Annotated in this window: 19 protein-coding genes; 1 reads left to right on the top strand and 18 read right to left on the bottom strand. The window is 63.2% G+C overall.

What is annotated here, in order from left to right; genetic code table 11:
- Positions 1-32: 32 nt before the first annotated feature.
- The 8 genes from JQ632_RS19855 to JQ632_RS19820 form a co-directional block, all read right to left on the bottom strand.
- Positions 33-1,523, bottom strand: coding sequence for an arylsulfatase (locus tag JQ632_RS19855; protein ID WP_212404258.1), 1,491 nt, complete (start codon positions 1,521-1,523; stop codon positions 33-35).
- Between the two features lie 126 nt (positions 1,524-1,649).
- A complete protein-coding gene (locus JQ632_RS19850) occupies positions 1,650-2,912 on the bottom strand; it encodes a cation:proton antiporter (RefSeq protein WP_212404257.1) in 1,263 nt (420 codons plus the stop codon).
- 84 nt (positions 2,913-2,996) lie between these two features.
- A complete protein-coding gene (locus JQ632_RS19845) occupies positions 2,997-4,031 on the bottom strand; it encodes an HAD family phosphatase (protein WP_212404256.1) in 1,035 nt (344 codons plus the stop codon).
- 86 nt (positions 4,032-4,117) lie between these two features.
- Entirely contained in the window at positions 4,118-5,893 is a 1,776-nt protein-coding gene (locus JQ632_RS19840; protein WP_409363500.1) for an arylsulfatase, read from the bottom strand.
- A gap of 181 nt (positions 5,894-6,074) precedes the next feature.
- Positions 6,075-7,745 carry an arylsulfatase gene (locus JQ632_RS19835; protein WP_212404282.1) on the bottom strand — a complete coding sequence of 557 codons (1,671 nt, stop codon included), beginning with the start codon at positions 7,743-7,745 and terminating at the stop codon, positions 6,075-6,077.
- A 127-nt stretch (positions 7,746-7,872) separates the two neighbouring features.
- Complete coding sequence (locus tag JQ632_RS19830) at positions 7,873-8,868, bottom strand: formylglycine-generating enzyme family protein (protein ID WP_212404255.1); 996 nt, start codon at positions 8,866-8,868, stop codon at positions 7,873-7,875.
- Positions 8,869-9,404: 536 nt separating this feature from the next.
- Positions 9,405-10,799 (bottom strand): LysM peptidoglycan-binding domain-containing M23 family metallopeptidase, encoded by a 1,395-nt coding sequence (locus JQ632_RS19825; RefSeq protein WP_212404254.1) that lies wholly within the window; start codon positions 10,797-10,799, stop codon positions 9,405-9,407.
- A gap of 109 nt (positions 10,800-10,908) precedes the next feature.
- Positions 10,909-11,559: a protein-L-isoaspartate(D-aspartate) O-methyltransferase gene (locus JQ632_RS19820; RefSeq protein WP_212404253.1), complete on the bottom strand. Its 651-nt coding sequence runs from the start codon at positions 11,557-11,559 to the stop codon at positions 10,909-10,911.
- Positions 11,560-11,825: 266 nt separating this feature from the next.
- Here JQ632_RS19820 and JQ632_RS19815 point away from each other — a divergent pair, with 266 nt between their 5' ends.
- Positions 11,826-12,188 carry a response regulator gene (locus JQ632_RS19815; RefSeq protein WP_212404252.1) on the top strand — a complete coding sequence of 121 codons (363 nt, stop codon included), beginning with the start codon at positions 11,826-11,828 and terminating at the stop codon, positions 12,186-12,188.
- A 2-nt stretch (positions 12,189-12,190) separates the two neighbouring features.
- Here JQ632_RS19815 and surE read toward each other — a convergent pair whose 3' ends face one another.
- The 10 genes from surE to JQ632_RS19765 all read right to left on the bottom strand — a co-directional run bounded on the left by surE (position 12,191) and on the right by JQ632_RS19765 (position 21,115).
- On the bottom strand, positions 12,191-12,958 hold the full coding sequence (surE, locus tag JQ632_RS19810; protein ID WP_212404251.1) for a 5'/3'-nucleotidase SurE: 768 nt from the start codon (positions 12,956-12,958) through the stop codon (positions 12,191-12,193).
- 104 nt (positions 12,959-13,062) lie between these two features.
- Positions 13,063-13,536 (bottom strand): hypothetical protein, encoded by a 474-nt coding sequence (locus tag JQ632_RS19805; RefSeq protein ID WP_212404250.1) that lies wholly within the window; start codon positions 13,534-13,536, stop codon positions 13,063-13,065.
- A gap of 76 nt (positions 13,537-13,612) precedes the next feature.
- Positions 13,613-14,941, bottom strand: a complete 1,329-nt coding sequence (serS, locus tag JQ632_RS19800; protein ID WP_212404249.1) for a serine--tRNA ligase — start codon at positions 14,939-14,941, stop codon at positions 13,613-13,615.
- Between the two features lie 140 nt (positions 14,942-15,081).
- Complete coding sequence (gene tatC / locus JQ632_RS19795) at positions 15,082-15,888, bottom strand: twin-arginine translocase subunit TatC (RefSeq protein WP_212404248.1); 807 nt, start codon at positions 15,886-15,888, stop codon at positions 15,082-15,084.
- Complete coding sequence (gene tatB, locus JQ632_RS19790; protein ID WP_212404247.1) at positions 15,885-16,433, bottom strand: Sec-independent protein translocase protein TatB; 549 nt, start codon at positions 16,431-16,433, stop codon at positions 15,885-15,887. The genes tatC and tatB overlap by 4 nt, the downstream gene beginning before the upstream one ends.
- Before the next feature lie 85 nt (positions 16,434-16,518).
- Positions 16,519-16,755 (bottom strand): twin-arginine translocase TatA/TatE family subunit, encoded by a 237-nt coding sequence (locus JQ632_RS19785; protein WP_212404246.1) that lies wholly within the window; start codon positions 16,753-16,755, stop codon positions 16,519-16,521.
- A gap of 166 nt (positions 16,756-16,921) precedes the next feature.
- Positions 16,922-17,656: an SMC-Scp complex subunit ScpB gene (gene scpB, locus JQ632_RS19780; RefSeq protein ID WP_212404245.1), complete on the bottom strand. Its 735-nt coding sequence runs from the start codon at positions 17,654-17,656 to the stop codon at positions 16,922-16,924.
- 21 nt (positions 17,657-17,677) lie between these two features.
- Positions 17,678-18,517 carry a ScpA family protein gene (locus JQ632_RS19775; RefSeq protein WP_212404244.1) on the bottom strand — a complete coding sequence of 280 codons (840 nt, stop codon included), beginning with the start codon at positions 18,515-18,517 and terminating at the stop codon, positions 17,678-17,680.
- Complete coding sequence (gene nagZ / locus JQ632_RS19770) at positions 18,514-19,542, bottom strand: beta-N-acetylhexosaminidase (protein WP_212404243.1); 1,029 nt, start codon at positions 19,540-19,542, stop codon at positions 18,514-18,516. Before nagZ ends, JQ632_RS19775 begins: the two co-directional genes overlap by 4 nt.
- 52 nt (positions 19,543-19,594) lie before the next feature.
- Positions 19,595-21,115, bottom strand: coding sequence for an SPOR domain-containing protein (locus JQ632_RS19765; RefSeq protein ID WP_212404242.1), 1,521 nt, complete (start codon positions 21,113-21,115; stop codon positions 19,595-19,597).
- Positions 21,116-21,125 lie beyond the last annotated feature (10 nt).

Below are 21,125 nucleotides of genomic sequence, written 5' to 3'. Positions count from 1 at the left end.
AGTTTCGGCTGTCTTCCCCCGAAGGCGGGGAATCAAGGGCGCGCGCGCATAAGAACCGGCTCTGCCGGCGTGTAGGGATCTGGGGTACCAAGTTTGATCGGAGGGTACTTCTTGAAGCTCGCTTCCAGTTCTCCGATGATTCTCACTGCGGGATCAGCCACCCAGGAGTTTTGCGCGGCAACATCGCGCTCCTCCTTCCGGTCGGTCAGAAGATTGATGATTCTCGGCAAGGGCAATTTCTGCGGCGTGGCGTACATACTTTCCTGCCAGATCAAATGGAATTTCCAGTTTCGCCATTTGACGGCTGACAGCCGGTCGGCCACGTAGGCGGGGAACCCTTCGCGGTTAGAGGCCTCCTGCTTGCCCAAAAAGAAATTTAGCTGATCCACGCCGTCAATCGCGCGATCCGTAGGGACCTCTGCGCCACCTACCCGCGCAAGCGTCGTGAAGAGGTCGACGATGTGAACGATTTCGTTGCTGATACGGCCCGCCGGCACCTTGCCGGGCCAGCGAATGATGAACGGTGCCCGCAGTGAACCTTCCATCGCCGTGAAGTAAGTTCCGCGCCAAGGTCCGCTGTCACCCTCCCAGGGGTTGGTTGCCTCCGGGCCATTGTCGCTGGCGAATATCACAAGCGTGTCATTTTCGATGCCTGCTTGCTTGATGGCATCGAGGATTTGCCCGGTGCGGTAGTCCATTTCGGCCAGGCAATCGGCCCAATCGCCGTTGCCGGTTTTGCCCGCGAACTCAAGATTTGGAAGCGTCGGCATGTGAACCTGCGCGAACGGAACGTAGGCATAGAACGGCTTGCCTGAGCTCGCGTTGCGCTTGATGAACTCCACTGCACGGCTGGTGATTTCCGCGTCCATGGAGCGGCGGTGATCCACATCCAGCACAGCGACCTGTCGAGGTTTATCGCCCTTGCGTTCTTCATAGATATGTTGGGGGTGAACGACTCCCGCATTCCAGCCCTGCCTGTTTCCGACCGACGGCCACATGCTTTTTGTCTCGTCGAGGGATGGCCACATCGCCTCGTCATACGTACGCGGGATGCCGTACCACTCGTCGAAGCCCTGATTGGTAGGCATCCGGTCTTCGGCGCTACCGAGATGCCATTTGCCCCACATCCCGGTCGCGTAGCCCTGCCCCGACAACAGCTCCGCGGTCGTGATCTCCCACTGTGTTAATCCGTCGGGGATGCCGCCGATCGGAACTTCGTACGTGCCGGAGCGGATGGCAAAGCGCCCCGTAAGCAGGGCCGATCGGGACGGCGTACACTGCGCCTCAACATTGAAGTTGAGCAGGCGCGTGCCCTCACCGGCGAGCGCGTCGATACGTGGCGTGGGCGCGCCGCGGAGGATTCCGCCGCCATATACGCCCAACTCGCCATAGCCCAAATTGTCCATGAGAATAACAACAATGTTGGGCTTCTTCGGCTGCTGCGTCGCGGCGGGCACGCCCGCAATCGTCACGGCGACGAGCGAAGCCAACGAACCGAGCCAAAGGCGTTTGTTCACGTGCATTTTCCAACTCCTTAGTTGGCCATCCGCCGCATCTTGCTGTCAGCTCAATCAACCATCATGGCGATCCGTCGGCTATGAATCTTCCGCGGCGGGACGCGCAAGATTGCGCAATCAAAATCGCCAGCGTTACGTTTGGTGCGGACCCGATCGACGATCAATGCCAGCTCGGGGGGTGTCAGTCGTCAGACGAGACGCAAACCGCTCAGTCAACACCGGACCGAGGACTGATGTTGCGAACACAAGCACCAGCACGACATTGAGCATTCGATCGTCGAGCAGCCGTTGACCGGCCGCTCCGAGCGTGTCATGCGCGACCAGTGTCGCGGCCAGCGTGGCGGCAACTTGTGGCAGCGTGAGCGACCAGATCGTGAGCTGTTCATTCCGGTTGTAGCCAAACGCGCGCCCCACCGCCCAGGCGGCTATCCACTTGCCGACGAGCAGGGCACCGATGATGCTGGCAACGAGCAAGAAGTTGTCGAAAATTCCGTAAACAAAGTTGATCGGGTTGATCAGGAATCCGGTAACGACAAAGAATATCGGAATGAACAGCGACTTACCTAGAAACCCTAGCTTGGCACTTGCAGGCGCGTCTCGTGCCGAGGCGTTGATGGCGAGCCCCGCAAGGAACGCACCCACGATGCCCGGCAGCTGGATCGCATCCGCAAGCACGCCCGCGACGGCCATGATGCTTAGCATGAGCACAAAGTAAGCGTCCTCCTCATTCTCGACTCGCTTGAGTATATAGGCACCGAGGCGGCTCAGGCCGAACAGGACCAGCACGATATAGCCGCCGATCTCGGCCAGCAGCAGCGCCAGACCGGACGGAGAAAAACCGGTCGTGTAAATCGAGACGCAAATAGCGAACACCACGAGCGACAGAGTGTCGGACATCACCGTGGCACCCACCGCTACCGTCACCGGCTCCAGGCTGCCCAGGCCGAGCCGGCTCACTATGCTTAGCCCTAGCAGCGTGTGCGAAGCCAGCAGCGACCCGATCACGATCGCCGGAATCGCGGTGTAGCCGAATGCGAGCCCAACGATGGTGCCGAGCACCAGAGGAATGACGGTCGTGGCGATGCCGAGGGCAATCGAGCGGTTTCGGGCGCGCCGAAACAGCTCAAGATTGATTTCCAGGCCCGCAAAAAACATCAGCAGCAGCTTGCCCAATTCGGCCAGGAAATCTGCAATCGGTCGGACCTTGCCAAAGATGTCCAGAACATACGGCCCAACTAAAACGCCGCTAAGCAGCAGACCTACAGGTACAGGAACATGCAATCGGCGGCAAAGCCGGGGGATGATGACAAGCATGACCATCCCCACCGCGAACTTCGCGAGCACCGGCATGGTGAAGAGGTAATCCCGGAGGAAGCTGATCGTGTTAGACAGCATGTTCCGACGGCGCCTCCTCTCCAGCGAGCGCGTCCATGCGTGGAGTTCGGGTCAATCAACCATCACGTTGACCGGACTCGGACGTCAATCGAAGGCAAAGATCCGCTTCCAGTCCTTCTTCATGTCGACCAAGGTCCACCTGTTCACCGCTGCGGCGTCCAGCGCCACATCGAGCTTGCCGAAATGTGATTGGCGATCGTAGGCATATTCACGTTCCGCATCGGTATGGTGGACGATCAGGCCGAACCGCGCGCCACTGGCGCCGAGCGTCGTCCATTGCAGCATTTCGAGATCGCCGTCGGAGTTGCCGAAGGCGGCGATCGGACGCCGGCCGATGTGCTCGTTGATACCGATCGGCTTGCCCGTCTTGTCGTCGATGAAGTTGATGTCGGGTAGCCGGAACAGCGTCGGCGCACCGTCCTTCATCTCAAATCGGGTCTTGATCGACGATCCCACGACCTGTTCCGGCGGCACCCCGTAGATCCGTTCGGTCCAGGGCCGCATGAACTCGATGCCCCCACCCGACACGATGAAGGTCTTGAAGCCGTTGGCCCTGAGATAGGCAAGCAGTTCCAGCATCGGCTGATAGACGAGCTCAGTATAAGGGCGCTTGAAGCGACGGTCGCGCGCGGTCGCGAGCCAGTCGGTCACGATTTTTTCGAACTCTGCCGTCGTCATGCCGGCATGAGTTGCCGCGATGATCTCGACCAATCCCTTTTCGCCGGAAGCCGCCAGCGCCTTCAGATCGTTGTCGAGCACCGCTGCGAATGGCTGCTTGGTCTTCCATTCCGGATGCATGGGCGCCATGGCCTTCACGCGGTCGAGTGCGAAGGCCAGCTGTATGTACATTGGCTGCTCGATCCAGAGCGTGCCGTCATTGTCGAAGGTCGCGATGCGCTGGTCGACCGGGACGAAGAAGGGCCCGCCTTGCGTTGTGACCCGCGCGACAAAATCGAGGATCGAGGCCTTGGTCGCTCCCTCGCTCCAGGACGGCAGCGGATCGCGTTGCGCTTGAGCTCCCGCCGGGGTCGAACGAAGCGAGGCAGAGAGCAATGGAAGCGAAGCCAGGGACGAGAGCAAAATGCGACGGTTGATGCCAAGTGGCCAGCGTGAAGCCATAATGAATCCCTCAATGGACTGAGGTTTGTTGTGACACCAAAGCGGCGCCCCAATACGGGGCGCCCTATCTGCGGGTTTGCGAGTAGCTACTGTCCCTCGCGGTGTTTGATCATGTCTTCGATCTTCTTCTTGACAGCATCGAGGTTGAAGGAAGCCGGGTCCTGCATCGGCGGATAGTCGACCGCCGTCAACGCGAGCTTCTCGACATACTGCTGCACCAGGACGAAGCGCCAAAACTCACGGGCGAAGAACTCGTTCATGTAGCCAGGGGACCCGGTGTTCAGCGACTCGCCACGCATGATCGACAACCTCTCGAACGGATCCTGGCGGAGATTGGTCAGGAGGGGCATGTCCGTGGTGACTTTTTCGCCCGGCCAGCCCCAAGGTTGCGCGAAGAACGTGAACTTCATGTCGTCCAAGCGAACCGCGCCCAGATGCGGGCCGCCGAAGTAGAAAAGCTCGCGTCGTTTGGATGGTCCCTTACCAGTAAGGAGATCCATCTGATTGTAGCCATCGAGATGATTCTTGTAGCTCCGCTCGCCGAGCTTCACGCCCTTCAGCAACTGATTGGTGATATCAGGGTTGCCCGCCGCGGCCATCAGGGTGGGGAACCAATCGAGGCCGGAGAAGATTCCGTTCTCGACCGTGCCCGGCTTGATCTGGCCTGGCCACCGGATGATGCACGGTACGCGGAAGCCACCTTCCCCGACGGTGCCCTTGGTGTTCTTGAATGGCGTCATGCCACCATCCGGCCACGTGAATACTTCCGCGCCGTTGTCGGTCGTGAAGATCAAGATGGTATTGTTGGCCTCGCCGATGTCGTCGAGATGCTTCATCAGTGCGCCGATGCTGTCATCCATCTGCGTCATGCCGGCTTCCTCAAGACCATAGTTCGTCTGGCTGTTCTGCATCGAGCTGTACTTCTTGGAGAGAAACGTCCAGACGTGCATGCGCGTGGTATTGTGCCAGACGAAGAACGGCTTGCCCTCCCTCTTGGCTTTGGACATGAAGTCGGTGGAAGCCTTGACCAACACCTCGTCGAAGGTCGTCATGTCGTATTTTGGCTTCAGGAACGGCAAGTCGTGCATGTTCGGCACGTTCGACATGTCGGGGAACGGCGGCAGAGGGCCTTCATCGACGATCCTCTGCTTGCCGATTTTGCCCCAACGCGGCATCTCGGTCGAATCCTCCGTGTCGGTCGCAAAGCTGTGGATCACGCTGCGCGGGCCGTAGGTGTTGTAGTATTTCTCGTCGACGGGGAACGAGTACCAGTACGGGTCCGACATCGCGTCGAGGTGGTACAGGTATCCGAAGAACTCGTCGAAACCGTGCAGGGTCGGGAGATACTTGTTGAGGTCACCGAGGTGGTTTTTGCCGAACTGCCCGGTGGCGTAGCCTTGTTCCTTCAGGGCAGTCGCAAGCGTTGCCGCCTGTGCCGGGATGCCGACGTCGGCACCGGCCTGGCCCACGGTCGTCAGCCCGGTTCGGATCGGCAGCTCGCCGGTGATGAAGTTCGCCCGGCCCGCCGTACAGCTGGCTTCGGCGTAATAGTCCGTGAACATCATGCCTTCAGACGCCAGCTTGTCGAGGTTCGGTGTCTTCCCCGACATGATTCCCCGGTGGTAGGCGCCGATGTTGAACCAGCCGACATCGTCGCCCATGATGACGACGATGTTCGGCCGCCGACCGGCCGGTGCGGCCGGTTGTTGTTGTGCTTGCGCTGTGGTTGTCAGCCCGACAGCCGTGAGCGCCGAAGCGGCCACAAGCGAACTGCCGGTCAGCAGCAGATCGCGGCGTTTCATTCCGCCGCCCGATTGCGGCGCAACGTCGTGGGATTCTTCTGGCGGAAGCTTGTTACTCATGACGTGCTCCTCTCCGTTGTGATGCAATTGGTTCTGTTCGCTTGATGCATCGGAAGCCGAAATGGCTTGTGGAGGTGCCGACCGGCCCGCGCGGGCCGTTATCACTTTGCTCGCAATTCCGTTGGCGGGCGCCCCCCATCGTGGGGCGCCCGCTTCGTCAGATCACGTTCGTCTCACGCAGCTAGTCGCTGCGGCCGGCCGTCTTGGCCTGCTTGATCTGCTGTAACACCTGGTCGAGGTTGTAGCTCGCCGGGTCCTGCAGCGGCGGGTACGCGATATAGCTCTCGAGTTCCTTCAGCCACAGGGCCTGGCCGATGGGCAGCATGTTCCAGTCGTAGACGTAGGCTGTAGAAGGGGAGCCGATTACGCCGCCCATGCCCATGAGTGTCTTGTATTGTGCACCAATGGAGGTCTCGAACGGGTCTCGCTTGATATTGACGACCTGGGCCCAGTGATAGGGAAGCGCTCCGGAAATAAAGCCCTGCGGCGCGTCGGACACCATCGTGAAGTAGATCTTCCAGTTCTTGTAGCGGACCGCCGACGGATCCTTGCCCGAATAGTAGAAGAAGGTATCGCGCGCCGACTTTTCCGAACGCCCTGAAAGGTATTCGGTCTGATCGACGCCATCGAGCGTGGTCTTCACGATGCCGGGATATTGGCCGGCCTCGATGCGCTTCTTGAGCGCGTCTCCCTTTGCGCCGCCGGCGATGTTGACAAACGTGGGCAGCCAGTCGAGCGCTGCGAAGATGTCGTTCTTGATGGTACCGGGCTTAATGACCCCTGGCCAGCGAACGAGCGCCGGAGCGCGCATGCCGCCTTCCCAGGTGCTCAGCTTGCCGCCCTTGAACGGAGTGGTGCCGCCGTCTGGAAAAGTGATGGTTTCGGCGCCGTTGTCGGTCGTGAACACGATGATCGTGTTGTCGAGCTGACCCATGTCCTCGAGCTTCTTGAGCACATAGCCGATGTTGTCATCCATCTGCTTCATGCCGGCCTCGTTGAGGCCCCAGTCCTTGCCGCCTTGCTCGCCGACCATGGCCGCGTACTTGTCATTCAGCACGGTCGTGATGTGCATGCGCGCAGGGTTGTACCAGACGAAGAACGGCTTGCCCGTCGTCTTCGGATCGTTGCGATCGATGAAGTCGATGACCTTGGCCGAGATTTCCTCGTCGACACCCTTCGATCGCTCGAGTGTCAGCGGGCCCTGATCAACGCACTGCTGAGTCCTGGATGTACCATCCGACTTGCACGACAGAACGTTGCGCGGGGGCGTCAGGCAGATCGTCGTCTTCGGATCGACCGCGCCCGGCACCTCCGGAATGCCGGGGATCGGCGTATTCTTGCAGGGCGGGGCAACCGTCTGCTGGCTCGGAGTCTTGTTGATGTCCGGGAAGCTCACGCCCTGCATGGCGTCGAGGTGATACAGGTAGCCCCAGTATTCCTGGAAGCCATGCGCGGTCGGCAGCGCGTCGGTGTGATCGCCGAGATGGTTCTTGCCGAACTCGCCGGTGTTGTAGCCGAGATCGAGCAGGAACTTGGCGAGCGCCGGGGTGCCGGGCCGCAAATAGGACGGGCTGCCGGGCAGTTGCGGAGGAATCATTCCCGTTCGTAGCGGATGCATGCCGGTGAAGAAGGCATTGCGACCGGCGGTGCAGCTCTGCTCGGCATAGTAATGCGTGAAGATCGCGCCTTCGTTGCCAATGCGATCGATGTTGGGCGTCTCGCCGACCATCAGGCCGCGATGGTAGATGCTCGGCTGGTACAGGCCGATGTCGTCACCCATGATGAAGAGGATATTGGGTTTCTGTGCCGGTTGTGCGGTCGCCGGCGTGCTGGCTACCCCGGACAGCGACATCAATATCGTCGCGCCAAGCAGCGAGGCGCAGAACCTCTTGTACAAACCAGGTGTCTTGCGTGGCGGCGTTGCAATAAAGGGCGGCTTGTCGGGCAATATGGAACTCAGCATGGTCACGCTCTCCTGTTTATGATGCATCAGAGGCTCCTCGCCTGATGCACCGAAAGCCAAGATGACTCGTGGATGTGTCGACCGGCTCCGCATGCCGCGCAGCCGGCCGGTAGCGCCGGCAGTAATTCGGCGCGCACAAATGCGAGCCGCCTTTGATGACCTTGCGTGGAATCTTGACGTTGGTCGTTCTTGGGTCGTAGCTATCCGCTTCACAGCCGCCGCGCGGATTCTGGGGAATGCAGCAGGTCTTTGGTGCGTCGGCTTCATGCCGAGGCGAATACCAGTCTGACGTCCATTCCCAGACGTTGCCGATCATATCGTGCAGCCCGTATCCGTTCGGCGGAAATGCGGTGACCGGCGATGTCCGTTCGTATCCGTCGTCCCTGGTGTTCTGGCGTGGAAATTCGCCCTGCCAGGTGTTGGCCATGTGACGGCCCTCGGGCGCAAATTCATCTCCCCATGCGAACTCGGCGCCGTCCAGCCCGCCGCGCGCAGCGAATTCCCATTCCGCCTCGGTTGGCAAATCCTTGCCGGCCCATTTTGCGTAGGCGAGCGCATCGCTGAAGGCCACATGCACGACGGGATGATCATCCAGCCCACGGATGTTGCTCCCGGGTCCATAGGGATGCCGCCAGTCCGCGCCTTTGGCGAAGGTCCACCACTGGCTGAAGTCCCGGAGACTGACCGGATACGCGGGCGGAGAGAACATCAGCGAACCCGCGTAGATCATATGCGGGAGTATTCCGGGATAGTCCTTTGGATCGGGCACGATCTCGGCAACGGTGACGTGGCCGGTAGCCTTGGCGAACGCCTTGAATTGCCGGTTCGTCACTGGATGGCAATCCATCCAGAACGCATCCACGGTAACGCGGTGGACCGGCGCCTCCTCCGGATAGTGCCGATCCGAACCCATGCGAAACGTGCCGCCCGGCACGTACAGCATCCCCTCACCTGCTGGATGCTGGAGCGATTGTCCGGAATCAGGCGACGATTTCGTATCAGCCAGTTTCATGCCGATCTCCCGACCGTGCGTCATTGGCCTGCGCTGCCACGGAAACGGAACGCCACTCTTCCAGGTTGATCTAGATCAATTGCTCCATTTGGGTCATTCACGACGGCGCTGGGTCGCTAGCCATGTCCCCTGCGCCATCGAAACCGAAGCAGATTCAGCACACTAGGACATCGCACCGGCAGCCATCGGCTACTTTGCATGGGGTTGTTTTTCGATAATTTGATTGTCCGGTCACAAAAGAGTCATACGCGACGAACTCAGCGATTTTGAATGGATCGGGATTCAGAGAGCTTGCCGGAAAAGAAGGAGCAAGCACAAACCTTCCGCCGGAGCGAAATCGCATGAACACGATCTGCTTCCGGCGTTCGACAAATTTTTGCTAATCAGAAATTGAGCTACGTGCTAATCTACGCCACGGTGCACGGCAGTCGCCTCTGGAATACTGGATCGCCCGCTCCAGTGCGCAAGTGCACACAGGGCGGGCGATGACAGCGTCTTTGCGGCGATCGCGTGGCCCTACTCTGTGGGCTCGCGCCTCACGCCCCGTTCAGGAATTGAAGCGGGTCAACCGGATTAGATCCTTTACGGATCTCGAAGTGGAGCTGCGGCGACGCCACCTCACCGGATTGACCCGACTTGGCAATGATCTGGCCGCGTTTGATAGTGTCCCCGCGCTTCACCATCAGCTCACTCGCATGGGCATATGCGGTGACGTAGCCGTTGGAGTGCCGAACCAGGATCAGATTGCCGTAACCCTTCAGCTCGTTGCCGGAATAGGCAACGACGCCGTCTTCAGCCGCCTTGACCGGCGTACCCTCGGGCACCGCAACGTTGATGCCGTCATTGGACTTGCCGTTGGTCTTGGCGCCGTAGCCCGTGACGACCTTGCCGCGCACGGGCCAGCGGAAGGTCGGCAGTGCGCCGGTCGTTTCCGCAGCCTTGGCCGGAGCCTCGGCGGCAGGCTTTTCCTCGATATTGGTGGTGGCCTGGGCAAGCCGCGCGCTCTGCTGCGGCGCGGGCAAGGCCGCAACCTTCATGGCCGGCGCGGGCGCAGCCGCAGGCGGCTGCAGCGCGGCAGCGACGGGCGCAGCCGCAACCGGTGCAGGTGCTGCGGCGGGTGCAGCCAGCGCGGCGGTCTTGCCGCCGGGCACGGTCAGCTTGGTGCCGAGCTTGAGCTTGGCCGATGGCTCGAGGCCATTGGCACGTGCGAGCTCGGCAACCGACACATGGTTCTTGCGGGCGATGCTGGCGAGCGTGTCGCCGCGGTTGACGAAGTGGGTGCTTGATAGCGCGGCAACGGGTTTTGCGGCGACCGGCGCCGCCATGACCGGGGCCGCCGCAACCGGCGCCATCGCGGGCGCAGGCGCTGCTGCCGCCGCCTGATGCGGAATGATCAACTTCTGGCCGGGCGACAGGACGCGCGGGCCCTTGTAGCCGTTGGCGGCAAGGATCGCCGCGGGCGTGACGTGATAACGCTTGGCGATCACGTCGAGCGTGTCGCTGGTACCGACGATGATCGTGGTCCCGCCTGCCGGACGCGCGGCCGCAACCGAGCGCGGCGGCACGGCGCCGGTGGCTTCAAGTTGCGGCTGGGCCGGCGGCGTGTAGGAGCCGACCCCGCGACCGCCTCCGGACACTCCACCCGCCACCGGATAGGACTGCGGCGCAGAGACCGCCGGCGGCGGCAAGGGCTGCGACTGGTAAGCCGGCGCCTGGGTCTGCGGCCGCGCATATTGCGGCAGCTCGCGCTGGACGGGCTGCTGCTGCACCGCGCCAGTCGATTCCTGGGACGCAAAGGGATTTGAGAAATTTTGCTGGGAGAGCCGCGACGACATGTCGGCGCTGCACCCCGCGAAACCGAACGAGATCAGCGCCAGTACCGCGACCTGCGGCACGCGGCGCGAGTAAAGCAACTCGGCTACAGCGGACATGGTTACTCACTCGTACGCAACAGAACTGGTCTTTTAAGTAAACACGCGCCGAGTAAATAACGGCTTAACCCTCCCAATAAGGTGTTGGTGGCACAACCGATCCGGAAACTTAGAGCTCGCGGGCCACGCCGGGCAGCGCCGGTACGAAGCGGACGTCGACGAGTTCCTTGCGCTCGATGCCGGTCTGCGAGCGGGTCAGGCGGACCAGCGTCTGGACCCCCTGATGCGGCCCGACCGGCGCGATCAGGACGCCTCCGACCTCGAGCCGCTCGATGAGGTTGTCCGGGACCCGCTCCATCGCGGCCGTGACGATGATCCGGTCGAAGGGGCCGATATTGGCGGGCAAGTTAAGGCCGTCGCCCAGCATCACCTCGACATTGTGACAGCCGAGCTTCTCGAGCCTGGCGCGCGCGACGTCAGCAAGCCTGCGGTAGCGCTCGACCGTCAGCACCTGCCCGGCAAGCCGCGACAGCACCGCCGCCTGGTAGCCCGACCCCGCACCGATCTCGAGCACGCGATGATGCTTTCGGACCTGGAGCTGCTCCGTCATATAGGCGACGACGAAAGGCTGGCTGATGGTCTGGCCGCAGGCGATCGGCAGCGCGCTGTCACGGTAGGCATCGCTCCGGTCGGCGTCCTCGACGAACAGTTCGCGCGGCACCTCTTCCATGGTGCGCAGCACCGACTGGTCGCTGATCCCGCGGCGTCTCAGCGTGAGCTGAAACATCATCTTTTCCGGCGGATGCTGATTGCTGGCCATTTTACACTTGTTTTCGTCTTGCTTTGGAGCTTCCCCAGGGGACGAACGACGTTTGCGTCGCAAAGTCGAGAGACGTCTGTCGTAGCCTGTCGGAATCGGTGTTCCGGCTCAGGAACCCATGATAATCTAGGGCTACGGCGATTGACCACAATCTGTGTGCGTAGGACAGCCGTAACCGTCATGGCAGATTGGGTTCGTCCAAACGCGCATTGCGTCGTATGCCTATATCTGCGAACGTTTCACGGGACGGGCAAGGACTCAACTGGATGACTGCGACCGGCGGTTCTGTATTCCTCGTTGAAGACGAGGTCATGATCAGGATGATGGTCGCGGACATGCTGGAGGAGCTCGGCTACAAGGTCGCAGCCGAGGCCGGCGACATCGCCGAGGCGATGCGGCTCGCCCAATCCACCGAGTTCGACTTCGCCATCCTCGACGTCAACGTCAACGGCAAGGTGATTTCGCCGGTCGCCGACGTGATCAAGGCCAAGGGCCGTCCCTTCATCTTCGCAACCGGCTATGGCTCCTCGGGCCTGCCCGAGCAGTATCGCGACCGGCCCGCCCTGCAAAAGCCGTTTCAGCTCGACGCGCTCGGCAAGACCATCGAGTCCGCGCTCCGCGGCGGCTGACCCTATTTCAGGGTCTCGCCGAGCGCTTCCGAAAAGGCTTCATCCGTGCGGTCGAGACGAAGCGGCGTGACCGAGATGTAGCGCTCCCTCAATGCGGCGAGATCGGTGCCTTCGGCCGGCAGATCCATCATCGCGGCGCGCTCAAAGCCGATCCAGAAATAGGGATTGCCACGGCCGTCGCGGCGCTCGTCGATCCTGAGGAAGCCGAGATTGCGCTTGCCCTGGCGTGTCACGCGGATGCCGGCAACCTGCTCCGGCGCGCAGGCCGGGAAATTGACGTTGATGACCGTGTTCTTCGGCACGCCTGCCGCCAGCACCTTGCGCAGGATGTCGGGGCCGAATGTCTTCGCCGTGTCCCACAGCGGCTGATCGCGGGTGTCGATGCTGAACTCCTGCGACAGCGCAAACGACGGCAGGCCCAAAATGGTGCCTTCGAGCGCGCCGGCAATGGTGCCGGAATAGACCACGTCCTCGGCGACGTTGCGGCCCTTGTTGACGCCGGAGAGCACGACGTCGGGCATCGTCGCGCCCAGGATGTGCCGCGCGCCCATGATCACGCAGTCGGTCGGCGTGCCCCGCACCGCAAAGTGCCGCGGGCCGACCTCGCGCAGACGCAAGGGATCGTTCAGCGACAGCGAATGCGACACGCCGGACTGGTCGAGCTCCGGCGCCACCACCCAGACGTCCTCCGACAGGGCGCGCGCGATCTCCTCCACGACCTTGAGGCCTGGCGCATGAATGCCGTCGTCATTGGTGCAGAGAATGCGCATGTGCTTCGATTCCAAGAGCCTGCATGTGGGGCGGGGTTGGGGCCGTCTTATCCCCCTCCGCCCGATCAGGCAAACCCGGGAAGCCCCCCGGGGGGAACCGCTGCTCAGCGGCGGATGCGCCATTGCGGCAGGAAGCGCGCCAACCTGCCTTCCGCCCGCAATTGGAGAGGCGGCCGGACCGGCGGCGGCGAGACCTTCGGCGCGACCGGCGGGGGAGCGGGGATGTTGGCCGGTTCGAGCTTTGACAGCATGGCAAGGAGGCTCCCCTCCTCGGCGCTGCCGTTGACCCGCACCGCTTCAGCCGTGCGAGGCGCAGACGGCACCGGAGCAGGCTTCGCGGCGACCGCAATCGATGCGGCCGCTTGCGGGTGACGCGTACGCGCCACCGTCAGCGCCTTGTCGAAGTCTTCGGCATTGATGCCGGGTTTTGCGCGCCGGCTCTGCACGAAGTCGTCGTCCCAGAGCCGGGCGACCTCGATGTCGAGCACGCCGCGCAGTCGCTGGTCGACGGCCTGGATGCCGAACCCGGTCACGGCCCATTGTCTGCCGACCCAGAAGATGTCGCGATGCAAGGCCATGGAAGGGTCGGCTCAAACTCTCGGGCAGGCCGCAGGATAACCGCCCGCCCGATCTTCGCAACCGGAGATCCGGGCCCTAGCTGCGCGTGATCGCCTTCAGCCCGCCCATATAGGGCTGGAGCACCTCGGGAACCGCGATCGAGCCGTCATCCTGCTGATACGTCTCCATCACAGCGATCAGCGCGCGGCCGACTGCCGTGCCGGAGCCGTTCAGCGTATGGACGAAACGCGGCTTGCCGTCCGGCCCGCGCGAGCGCGCATCCATGCGCCTGGCCTGGAAGTCGCCGCACACCGAGCAGCTCGAGATCTCGCGGAACGCGCCGCCCTCGCCCTGCCCGGGCATCCAGACCTCGATGTCATAGGTTTTTTGCGACGAGAAGCCCATATCTCCGGTGCAGAGCGTCATGACGCGGTAATGCAGGCCGAGCCGGCGCAGCACTTCTTCGGCACAGGCGAGCATCCGCTCCAATTCGTCCTTGCTGGTCTCGGGTGTCGCGATCGAGACCAGCTCGACCTTGGTGAACTGGTGCTGACGGATCATGCCGCGCGTATCGCGGCCGGCAGCGCCGGCCTCGGCGCGGAAGCACGGCGTCAGTGCGGTGAGCCGCATCGGCAATTGCTTCTCGTCGAGAATGGATTCGCGGACGAGATTGGTCAGCGCGACCTCGGCGGTCGGAATGAGGCCGAGCCGCTCGGTCCGCAGCCGCTCGTCGGGCGTCAGCAAGAGCTCGCCTTTGAGAGCCCAGAACTGATCGTCCTCGAATTTCGGCAATTGTCCCGTGCCGAACATCACCTCGTTGCGCACCAGCAGCGGCGGGTTGACCTCGATATAGCCGTGCTCGGTCGTGTGCAGGTCGAGCATGAATTGCCCGATCGCACGTTCGAGCCGCGCCAGCCCCCTCTTCAGCACGACGAAGCGCGCGCCGGAGAGTTTTGCCGCCGCCTCGAAATCCATGTCGCCGAGCGCGCCGCCGAGATCGTCATGCGGCTTCGGCGCAAACGCGTAGTTGCGGCGGTTGCCGAACACGTGGCGCTGCACATTGCCGTGCTCGTCGCGGCCGTCGGGCACCTCAGTGAGCGGTAAATTGGGGATCGCCGACAGCTCCTTTGCGAGCTCCTCGTCCGCGGCCTTCGCGGTAGCTTCAAGCTCGGGCATGCTTGTCTTGAGCTCGGCCACTTCAGCCATCAGCTTGGCCGCGCGGGCCTCGTCCTTCGCCTTCTTGGCGTCGCCGATCTCCTTGGAGGCCGCGTTGCGCCGGGCCTGGGCCTGCTCGGACGCCAGGATCGCCGCGCGCCGCTTCTCGTCGATCGCCAAGAGCGACGCCGACAACGGCTTCAGGCCCCGGCGGGCGAGAGCGGCGTCGAAGGCTTGCGGATTATCGCGGATCGATTTGATGTCGTGCATGGCTGATTTCCCGTCATGGCCGGGTTTATCCCGGCCATCCACGTCTCGCCGCCTTAGACCAAGTCGTGGATGCCCGGGTCAAGCCCGGGCACGACGAATCATCGGCCGACCTGCGCAATAATAATAGGCTGAAACCCGCCCTACTCCGCCGGATTGGCGCTGGATGACGCGCCGCTCGAGGCCTGCGCGGCCGCCGCCTTCTTCTCCACCATCGACACCGCGATGATCGAGCCCTCGTAGAGCGCGAGCAAGGGGATTGCCAGCGAAGCCTGGCTGAGCACGTCAGGCGGCGTCAGGACGGCCGCGATGATGAAGGCAATGACAATGAAATAGCGGCGCTTTTCGCGGAGCATTTTTGCGGTGATGATGCCGATGCGGCCGAGCAGCGTCAGGATCACCGGAAGCTGGAAGGCGATGCCGAAGGCGAAGATCAGCGACATCATCAGCGACAGATATTCGCCGACCTTGGGCAGGAGCTGAATCTGCGCGGTCTCGTCACTGCCGGCCTGCTGCATGCCTAGCGAGAAGCGGATCAGCATCGGCAGCACGACGAAATAAACCAGCGCCGCCCCCAACACGAAGAAGAACGGGGTCGCGACAAGGTACGGCAGAAAGGCCTGCTTCTCATGCTTGTACAGGCCGGGCGCCACGAACTTGTAGATCTGCGTCGCGACGATCGGGAACGAGATGAAGCCGGCACCAAACAGCGCGAGCTTGAGCTGGGTGATGAAATACTCCAGCAGCGCCGTGTAGATGAATTTCGAGTTCTCCGGCCCCGCCACCCATACGAACGGCCAGACCAGCACGTTGTAGATCTGCTTGGCGAAGAAGAAGCAGAAAATGAAGGCCACGCCAAAGCCGAGCAGCGCCTTGATCAGCCGCGAACGCAGCTCGATCAGGTGATCCATCAGGGGCGCTTTACTGGCCTCGATATCGGCGTCGGTCATGACGCTTTGGCATCCTTCAGCGCCTCAGCTGGCGCGGTATCCTGTGCCACGGAAGCCGGCTGAACCTCGCGGACGATCGCGAGCGGCTCATCGGCCGCGGCATGTGCCTCAGCTTCCACGAAAGTAGCGGGCGTGGGCGCCTCCGGTGTTGTCGGCGTGGCCGGCGCTTCGCTTGAAGTCGCCGGCGCTTCGCTTGAGGTCGCCGGCGGCTCGATAGCGGGCGTCGAAGACGACGCCTCCGCAGGCTTGTCAATGTCGTCGATGCGCAGGGAGTCGCTGACGTCCTTCTGGAGCGCGGTCATGACGTTGCCGCTCGTGAAGCCGGTGGCGACGTCCTTGACCTCGTCGAAGCTCTTCTTGAGCTCGGCCATCTCGGCCTCGCGCATCGCTTCCTGGAACTGGCCCTGGAATTCGCTGGCCATCTTGCGGGCCTTGCCCATCCACTGGCCGACCATGCGAAGAACGCCCGGAAGCTCCTTCGGGCCGATGGCAATCAGCGCGACAACCGCGATGACGACCAGTTCACTCCACCCGATGTCGAACATGAAGTCTTCCGTTCACGCATGCCGCTGACACGCCCAATCCTTCCACCGCAGGATCGGGCCGCGCCTCACGTCTGCTGTCTTTGACTCAGACGGCCTTGCTGCCGACGTCCGTCCGCGCCGCTGTCGGCGCCCCGGTGTGCTCGATGGACTTGGCCGGCTCGGCGGGCTTGTCGGCGGCCTTGTCGTCGTCCTGCATGCCCTTCTTGAAGGCCTTGATGCCCTGAGCCACGTCGCCCATCAGATCCGAAATCTTGCCGCGGCCGAACAGCAGCAGGACCACTGCGATCACCACGATCCAGTGCCAAATGCTAAGCGAACCCATCCTGCAACCCTCCAAACGCGTTTGGCTGGCGCCCCAGCCTGATCTCCCCGAAACCTAGGCTTCGCGGGTGTCAAAAACAAGGACCAAGGGAACGCCAATTCGCTGTTGGCACTAGGTAATATCGCTAGTGTTAACCTGTCGCAGGGTGCGGCAGAACGGGCCGATATCAGCCCTCCCCGCCCTCGTTGCCGCCCTCTTCCGGCGTCTCCGGCTCGACCGCAGGCGCCAGCGCCAGGTCGAGGTCGCCGGGTTCCAGCGGATCCTCGTCCTCACGCAGCGCCGGGTCGTCCGACGGGGTCGGCACGCTGAAGCCGGTGGGCAGCCGGGAATCCAACAGGCCGGTGCCCTTCAGCTCTTCCAGGCCCGGCAGGTCGCCGAGCTGTTCCAGCGTAAACTGCGACAGGAACGTATCTGTGGTCCCGAAGGTGAGCGGACGGCCCGGCGTCTTGCGCCGGCCGCGCGGCTTGATCCAGCCGGTCTCCAGCAGCACGTCCAGCGTGCCCTTCGAGGTCACGACGCCGCGGATCTCCTCGATCTCGGCTCGCGTCACCGGCTGGTGATAGGCGATGATCGCCAGCACCTCGATCGCCGCGCGCGACAGGCGGCGGGTCTCGGTGCTCTCGCGCGTCATCAGCCAGGCGAGATCGCCGGCAGTACGGAAGGTCCATTTGTTCGCGACGCGCACGAGGTTGACGCCACGCGTGGCGTATTCGGCCTGCAATTGGGCGAGCGCGGCTTTGACGTCGACGCCATCGGGCATCCGCTTGGCAAGCGTTGCGGTATCCAGCGGTTCGCTCGACGCAAACAGCAACGCTTCGAGAAGCCTCAACTCTTCGGGACGTGCCTGGGGCTCGTTGTCCATCGGCTCGACCTCTTCAACCCGAACTTCCGCCAAGGCCATGGCAACTTCTCCTTCTTGCACTTAACTCACCGGCGCATCAGGCGCAGGAACTGCGCCTGGCACCGGTTGATGCCGCCCCTTCCGGAAATAGAGGGGCGCAAACGCCTCTTTCTGGTTCAGCTCCAACTGGCCTTCCCGCACGAGTTCGAGTGCGGCGGCGAAGCTCGAGGCAAACACGGTGGCGCGCTGCGAGGGATCGGCGACGTAGCGCATGAGGTAGTCGTCGAGGCAGCCCCAGTCTTCCGATTCAGCGAGGCTGCCGACGAGCCGCTCCAGCGACACGCGCGCTTCGACGAGCGACCACACCGTGCGCTTGGCGAGATGCACGCTCGCCAGCACGCGCGACTGCCGCTGCGCGGCGTAGGCGGTGAGCAGGTCGTACAGCGTCGCCGTATATTTGGGATGCTTGACCTCGGCGATCTGTTCGGGCTCGCCGCGCGGAAAGATGTCGCGCAGCAATTGCTGCCTGTTCATCAGCCGGTTGGCGGCTTCGCGAATGGCCTCCAGGCGGCGCAGGCGGTTGGCAAGCGCGGTCGCCATCTCCTCGGCGCTCGGCCCCTCCGCGCTCGGCGGCTCCGGCAGCAGCAGGCGCGACTTGAGGAAGGCGAGCCAGGCCGCCATCACCAGATAATCGGCCGCAAGCTCCAGGCGGATTTTTCGCGCGGCTTCGATGAAGTGCAGATACTGGTCGGCGAGCGCCAGGATCGAGATCTTTGCGAGATCGACTTTCTGATTCCGCGCCAGCGCGAGCAGCAGGTCGAGCGGGCCCTCATAGCCCTCGACATCGACGACCAGCGCCGGTTCGCCCTCGGCGAGCTCGGCGGGCCGCCCGGTTTCAAACGATAGGATTTCTGCGGTCATGCGGTTGCCGTGTTCGCTCTTGCGATCAATGCGTCGAGTTCGGTGCGCGCAGCGACCCGGTCGAGAGGCTGCGGGATCTTGCGCGCCGCGAGCGCCCGGTTGGCCCGATCCAGCGCCTTCCCCGTCAGTTCCGGCGTTTGGCTCGCGACGTCACGCATCTCGTCGATATTACCGTTGCAATGCAGGACCATGTCGCAGCCGGCCGAAACGATGGCCCGGGTCCGCTCGGCAATGGTTCCCGCCAATGCATTCATGGACACGTCATCACTCATCAACAAACCCTGGAACCCGATCGCGCCGCGAATCACCTGCTCGATCATTGTCGCAGATGTCGTCGCCGGATGGGCGGGGTCGACCGCGCTAAACACAACATGTGCAGTCATGGCCATCGGCAGGTCCGACAGCGGCTTGAACGCCGCGAAATCGGTCCGCATCAGCTCGTCGCGGGCCGTATCGACCGTCGGCAGCTTGAAATGGGTGTCCGCCGTCGCCCTTCCGTGGCCGGGAATGTGCTTGAGAACCGGCAGTACGCCGCCCTGTTCCAATCCCTCGGTTACGGCGCGCGCGATGGCCGCGACTTTTGCAGGCTGCGTTCCATAGGCACGGTTGCCAATCACGGCATCGGCGCCGGCCACCGGGACATCCGCCAGCGGCAGGCAATCGACGGTGATCCCGAGATCGGCCAGATCGGCCGCGATCAGGCGCGCGCTGAGCCGCGCCGCTTGCAGGCCCAAGGCCGAATCAGTGTCGTACAAAGCCGAGAAAACGGCACCCGCCGGGTAGACCGGCCAATGCGGGGGTCCCAGGCGCTGGACCCGCCCGCCTTCCTGGTCGATCAGGACGGGAGCGTCGGGCGCGCCAGCCGCATCGCGCAATTCGCCAACAAGGGCAGCTACTTGCGTCGGCGTTGCGACATTCCTCTTGAAGAGAATGAAGCCCCATGGCCGTTCGGCACGGATGAACGCCCGCTCCTCGGCGGTCAATTCGGGTCCGGATACGCCGGTAATGAAGGCCCGCGTGGTCATCAGCGCCGATTATCCGTACCCCGCTAGGGGGTCAAGGAAACCGCGGAATATTCTACGGGATAAAGCACTGACCGCCGGCGCCCTTCAGCTCGGTGCAGAACTGCACGGCTTCCTGACGTGTCCGGTACGGCCCGACCATCGCCCGGTACTTGACCTTGCCATCCGCGAGATCGACCCGCTTGATCACCGGTGAGCGCGACCCGAGCACGGAGGCGTACTTGCCCTGCGCCACGCGGAACGCGTCGCGTGCGGCGGACTCGCTGTCCTGGGACGCAATCGACACGAGATAGCTTCCCCCGCCCGCTTCAGGAGCAGCGCTTGGTGCAGGCGCGATCTGCGTCGGGTTGGTCGCGGCCATCCGGGTCGACGGCGCTGCAGCTGGCTGGTCGGCCTGCGGCGCCAGCGACATCGGCTGGTTGGCGCTGGCGTTGGCCGAGGTCGGTGGATTGCGGGATGCGGCCGGCGCAGGTGCGGCCTTGGGTGCAGCCGCCTGCTTGGCTGCAACAGCACCCTGCGGCGTGGTGCCGTCGGTCTGATCGCCTTTCACCGCCAGCGTCCTGATGCGGCGCGGCTCGTTATTGGGCAGCGTCCCGTTGTTCGGCGCTGCACCGGCGGTCGGCGGCGGCACGGCAGACGGCGAGACGCTCGCAACCGGCGGCGGATTGGCATTCTGGTTCAGCGGCGGAAACACGACGCGCGGACCGCCGGACTTGGCGTTGACGTCGATCGGCGCTTCCTCGCGCGGCACGATCTTCTCGGTGCCATCGCCGGTCACCATGCGATCCGGCACCTTCGCCGTACTGTCGTTCGGCACCGGCACGATCTTGGTCGGCGAGTTGTCGGCCTTGATGATCGGCGGCTCGCCGCTGCGCGGCGATCCCAGATAGGTCTTGTAGGCGAAGGCACCGCCGGTGCCGACCACCGCGAGCGCCAGGATGGCCGCAACGGTGATCAAGCCGCCACGCTTCTTCTTCGGCGGCTCCTGGTCGAGTTCGTCCTCGGGATAGTCGCTCTGATAGGCGTAGGGATCGTCCGGATAGGACGGGTCGCGCTGATAGTCCTGGGCGCCTGCTTCAAGCTGGCCGTACAGCGCATCGTCGTAACGTGACGGATCGGGCTGCGCGTCCTGCTCCGCATGGGGCTGCGGCTGCTGATGATAGTCGGGCTCGGGCGCGGCGGGCTGGGTGGCATAGCGCTGGAGCGGATGCACCGGGCTGACGGCGGGCTGATAATCCTGTTGCTGCGGGAGCGGTGCCGGCTGAGCCTGCACATTGGCACGCCGCATCCACGCCGGCGGTCCGGGCGGCGGCGGTGGCGTCTCTTCGTAGCTGTCCTGATAGTCCTGCGCGGCGTAGCCGTCCTGCGCATAGTCCTGTGCCGGCGGCTGATAGGGTTCTGGCGCGGGAGGTGTCGGGGCTCGCGCCGCCGGACGGGTCTGGCTCCCGAACGGATCGGTCTGTCCGATCAGGCGCGCAAGCTCGGCCAAGGGATCGTTATCCGCCCGCCCATGCTGATCGCCGCCGCGACCATAGTCATCGGAAGGCAACGGTCTGTTCTGATATCGATCGGCCATCGTGATGATG

Source organism: Bradyrhizobium liaoningense, from assembly GCF_018130955.1.
Taxonomy (GTDB): domain Bacteria; phylum Pseudomonadota; class Alphaproteobacteria; order Rhizobiales; family Xanthobacteraceae; genus Bradyrhizobium; species Bradyrhizobium liaoningense_C.
This window is presented reverse-complemented; position numbering and strand designations above follow the sequence as displayed.

Coding starts and splice junctions, on each gene's coding strand:
- JQ632_RS19850 (WP_212404257.1), bottom strand. CDS start 2,912: ATGCTGTCTAACACGATCAGCTTCCTCCGGGATTACCTCTTCACCATG.
- nagZ (WP_212404243.1), bottom strand. CDS start 19,542: ATGACCACGCGGGCCTTCATTACCGGCGTATCCGGACCCGAATTGACC.
- JQ632_RS19820 (WP_212404253.1), bottom strand. CDS start 11,559: ATGGCCAGCAATCAGCATCCGCCGGAAAAGATGATGTTTCAGCTCACG.
- tatC (WP_212404248.1), bottom strand. CDS start 15,888: ATGACCGACGCCGATATCGAGGCCAGTAAAGCGCCCCTGATGGATCAC.
- tatB (WP_212404247.1), bottom strand. CDS start 16,433: ATGTTCGACATCGGGTGGAGTGAACTGGTCGTCATCGCGGTTGTCGCG.
- JQ632_RS19840 (WP_409363500.1), bottom strand. CDS start 5,893: ATGAGTAACAAGCTTCCGCCAGAAGAATCCCACGACGTTGCGCCGCAA.
- surE (WP_212404251.1), bottom strand. CDS start 12,958: ATGCGCATTCTCTGCACCAATGACGACGGCATTCATGCGCCAGGCCTC.
- JQ632_RS19785 (WP_212404246.1), bottom strand. CDS start 16,755: ATGGGTTCGCTTAGCATTTGGCACTGGATCGTGGTGATCGCAGTGGTC.
- JQ632_RS19765 (WP_212404242.1), bottom strand. CDS start 21,115: ATGGCCGATCGATATCAGAACAGACCGTTGCCTTCCGATGACTATGGT.
- scpB (WP_212404245.1), bottom strand. CDS start 17,656: ATGGCCTTGGCGGAAGTTCGGGTTGAAGAGGTCGAGCCGATGGACAAC.
- serS (WP_212404249.1), bottom strand. CDS start 14,941: ATGCACGACATCAAATCGATCCGCGATAATCCGCAAGCCTTCGACGCC.
- JQ632_RS19835 (WP_212404282.1), bottom strand. CDS start 7,745: ATGTCGCTGTCCGGGGTAGCCAGCACGCCGGCGACCGCACAACCGGCA.
- JQ632_RS19825 (WP_212404254.1), bottom strand. CDS start 10,799: ATGTCCGCTGTAGCCGAGTTGCTTTACTCGCGCCGCGTGCCGCAGGTC.
- JQ632_RS19845 (WP_212404256.1), bottom strand. CDS start 4,031: ATGGCTTCACGCTGGCCACTTGGCATCAACCGTCGCATTTTGCTCTCG.
- JQ632_RS19805 (WP_212404250.1), bottom strand. CDS start 13,536: ATGGCCTTGCATCGCGACATCTTCTGGGTCGGCAGACAATGGGCCGTG.
- JQ632_RS19830 (WP_212404255.1), bottom strand. CDS start 8,868: ATGAAACTGGCTGATACGAAATCGTCGCCTGATTCCGGACAATCGCTC.
- JQ632_RS19855 (WP_212404258.1), bottom strand. CDS start 1,523: ATGCACGTGAACAAACGCCTTTGGCTCGGTTCGTTGGCTTCGCTCGTC.
- JQ632_RS19815 (WP_212404252.1), top strand. CDS start 11,826: ATGACTGCGACCGGCGGTTCTGTATTCCTCGTTGAAGACGAGGTCATG.
- JQ632_RS19775 (WP_212404244.1), bottom strand. CDS start 18,517: ATGACCGCAGAAATCCTATCGTTTGAAACCGGGCGGCCCGCCGAGCTC.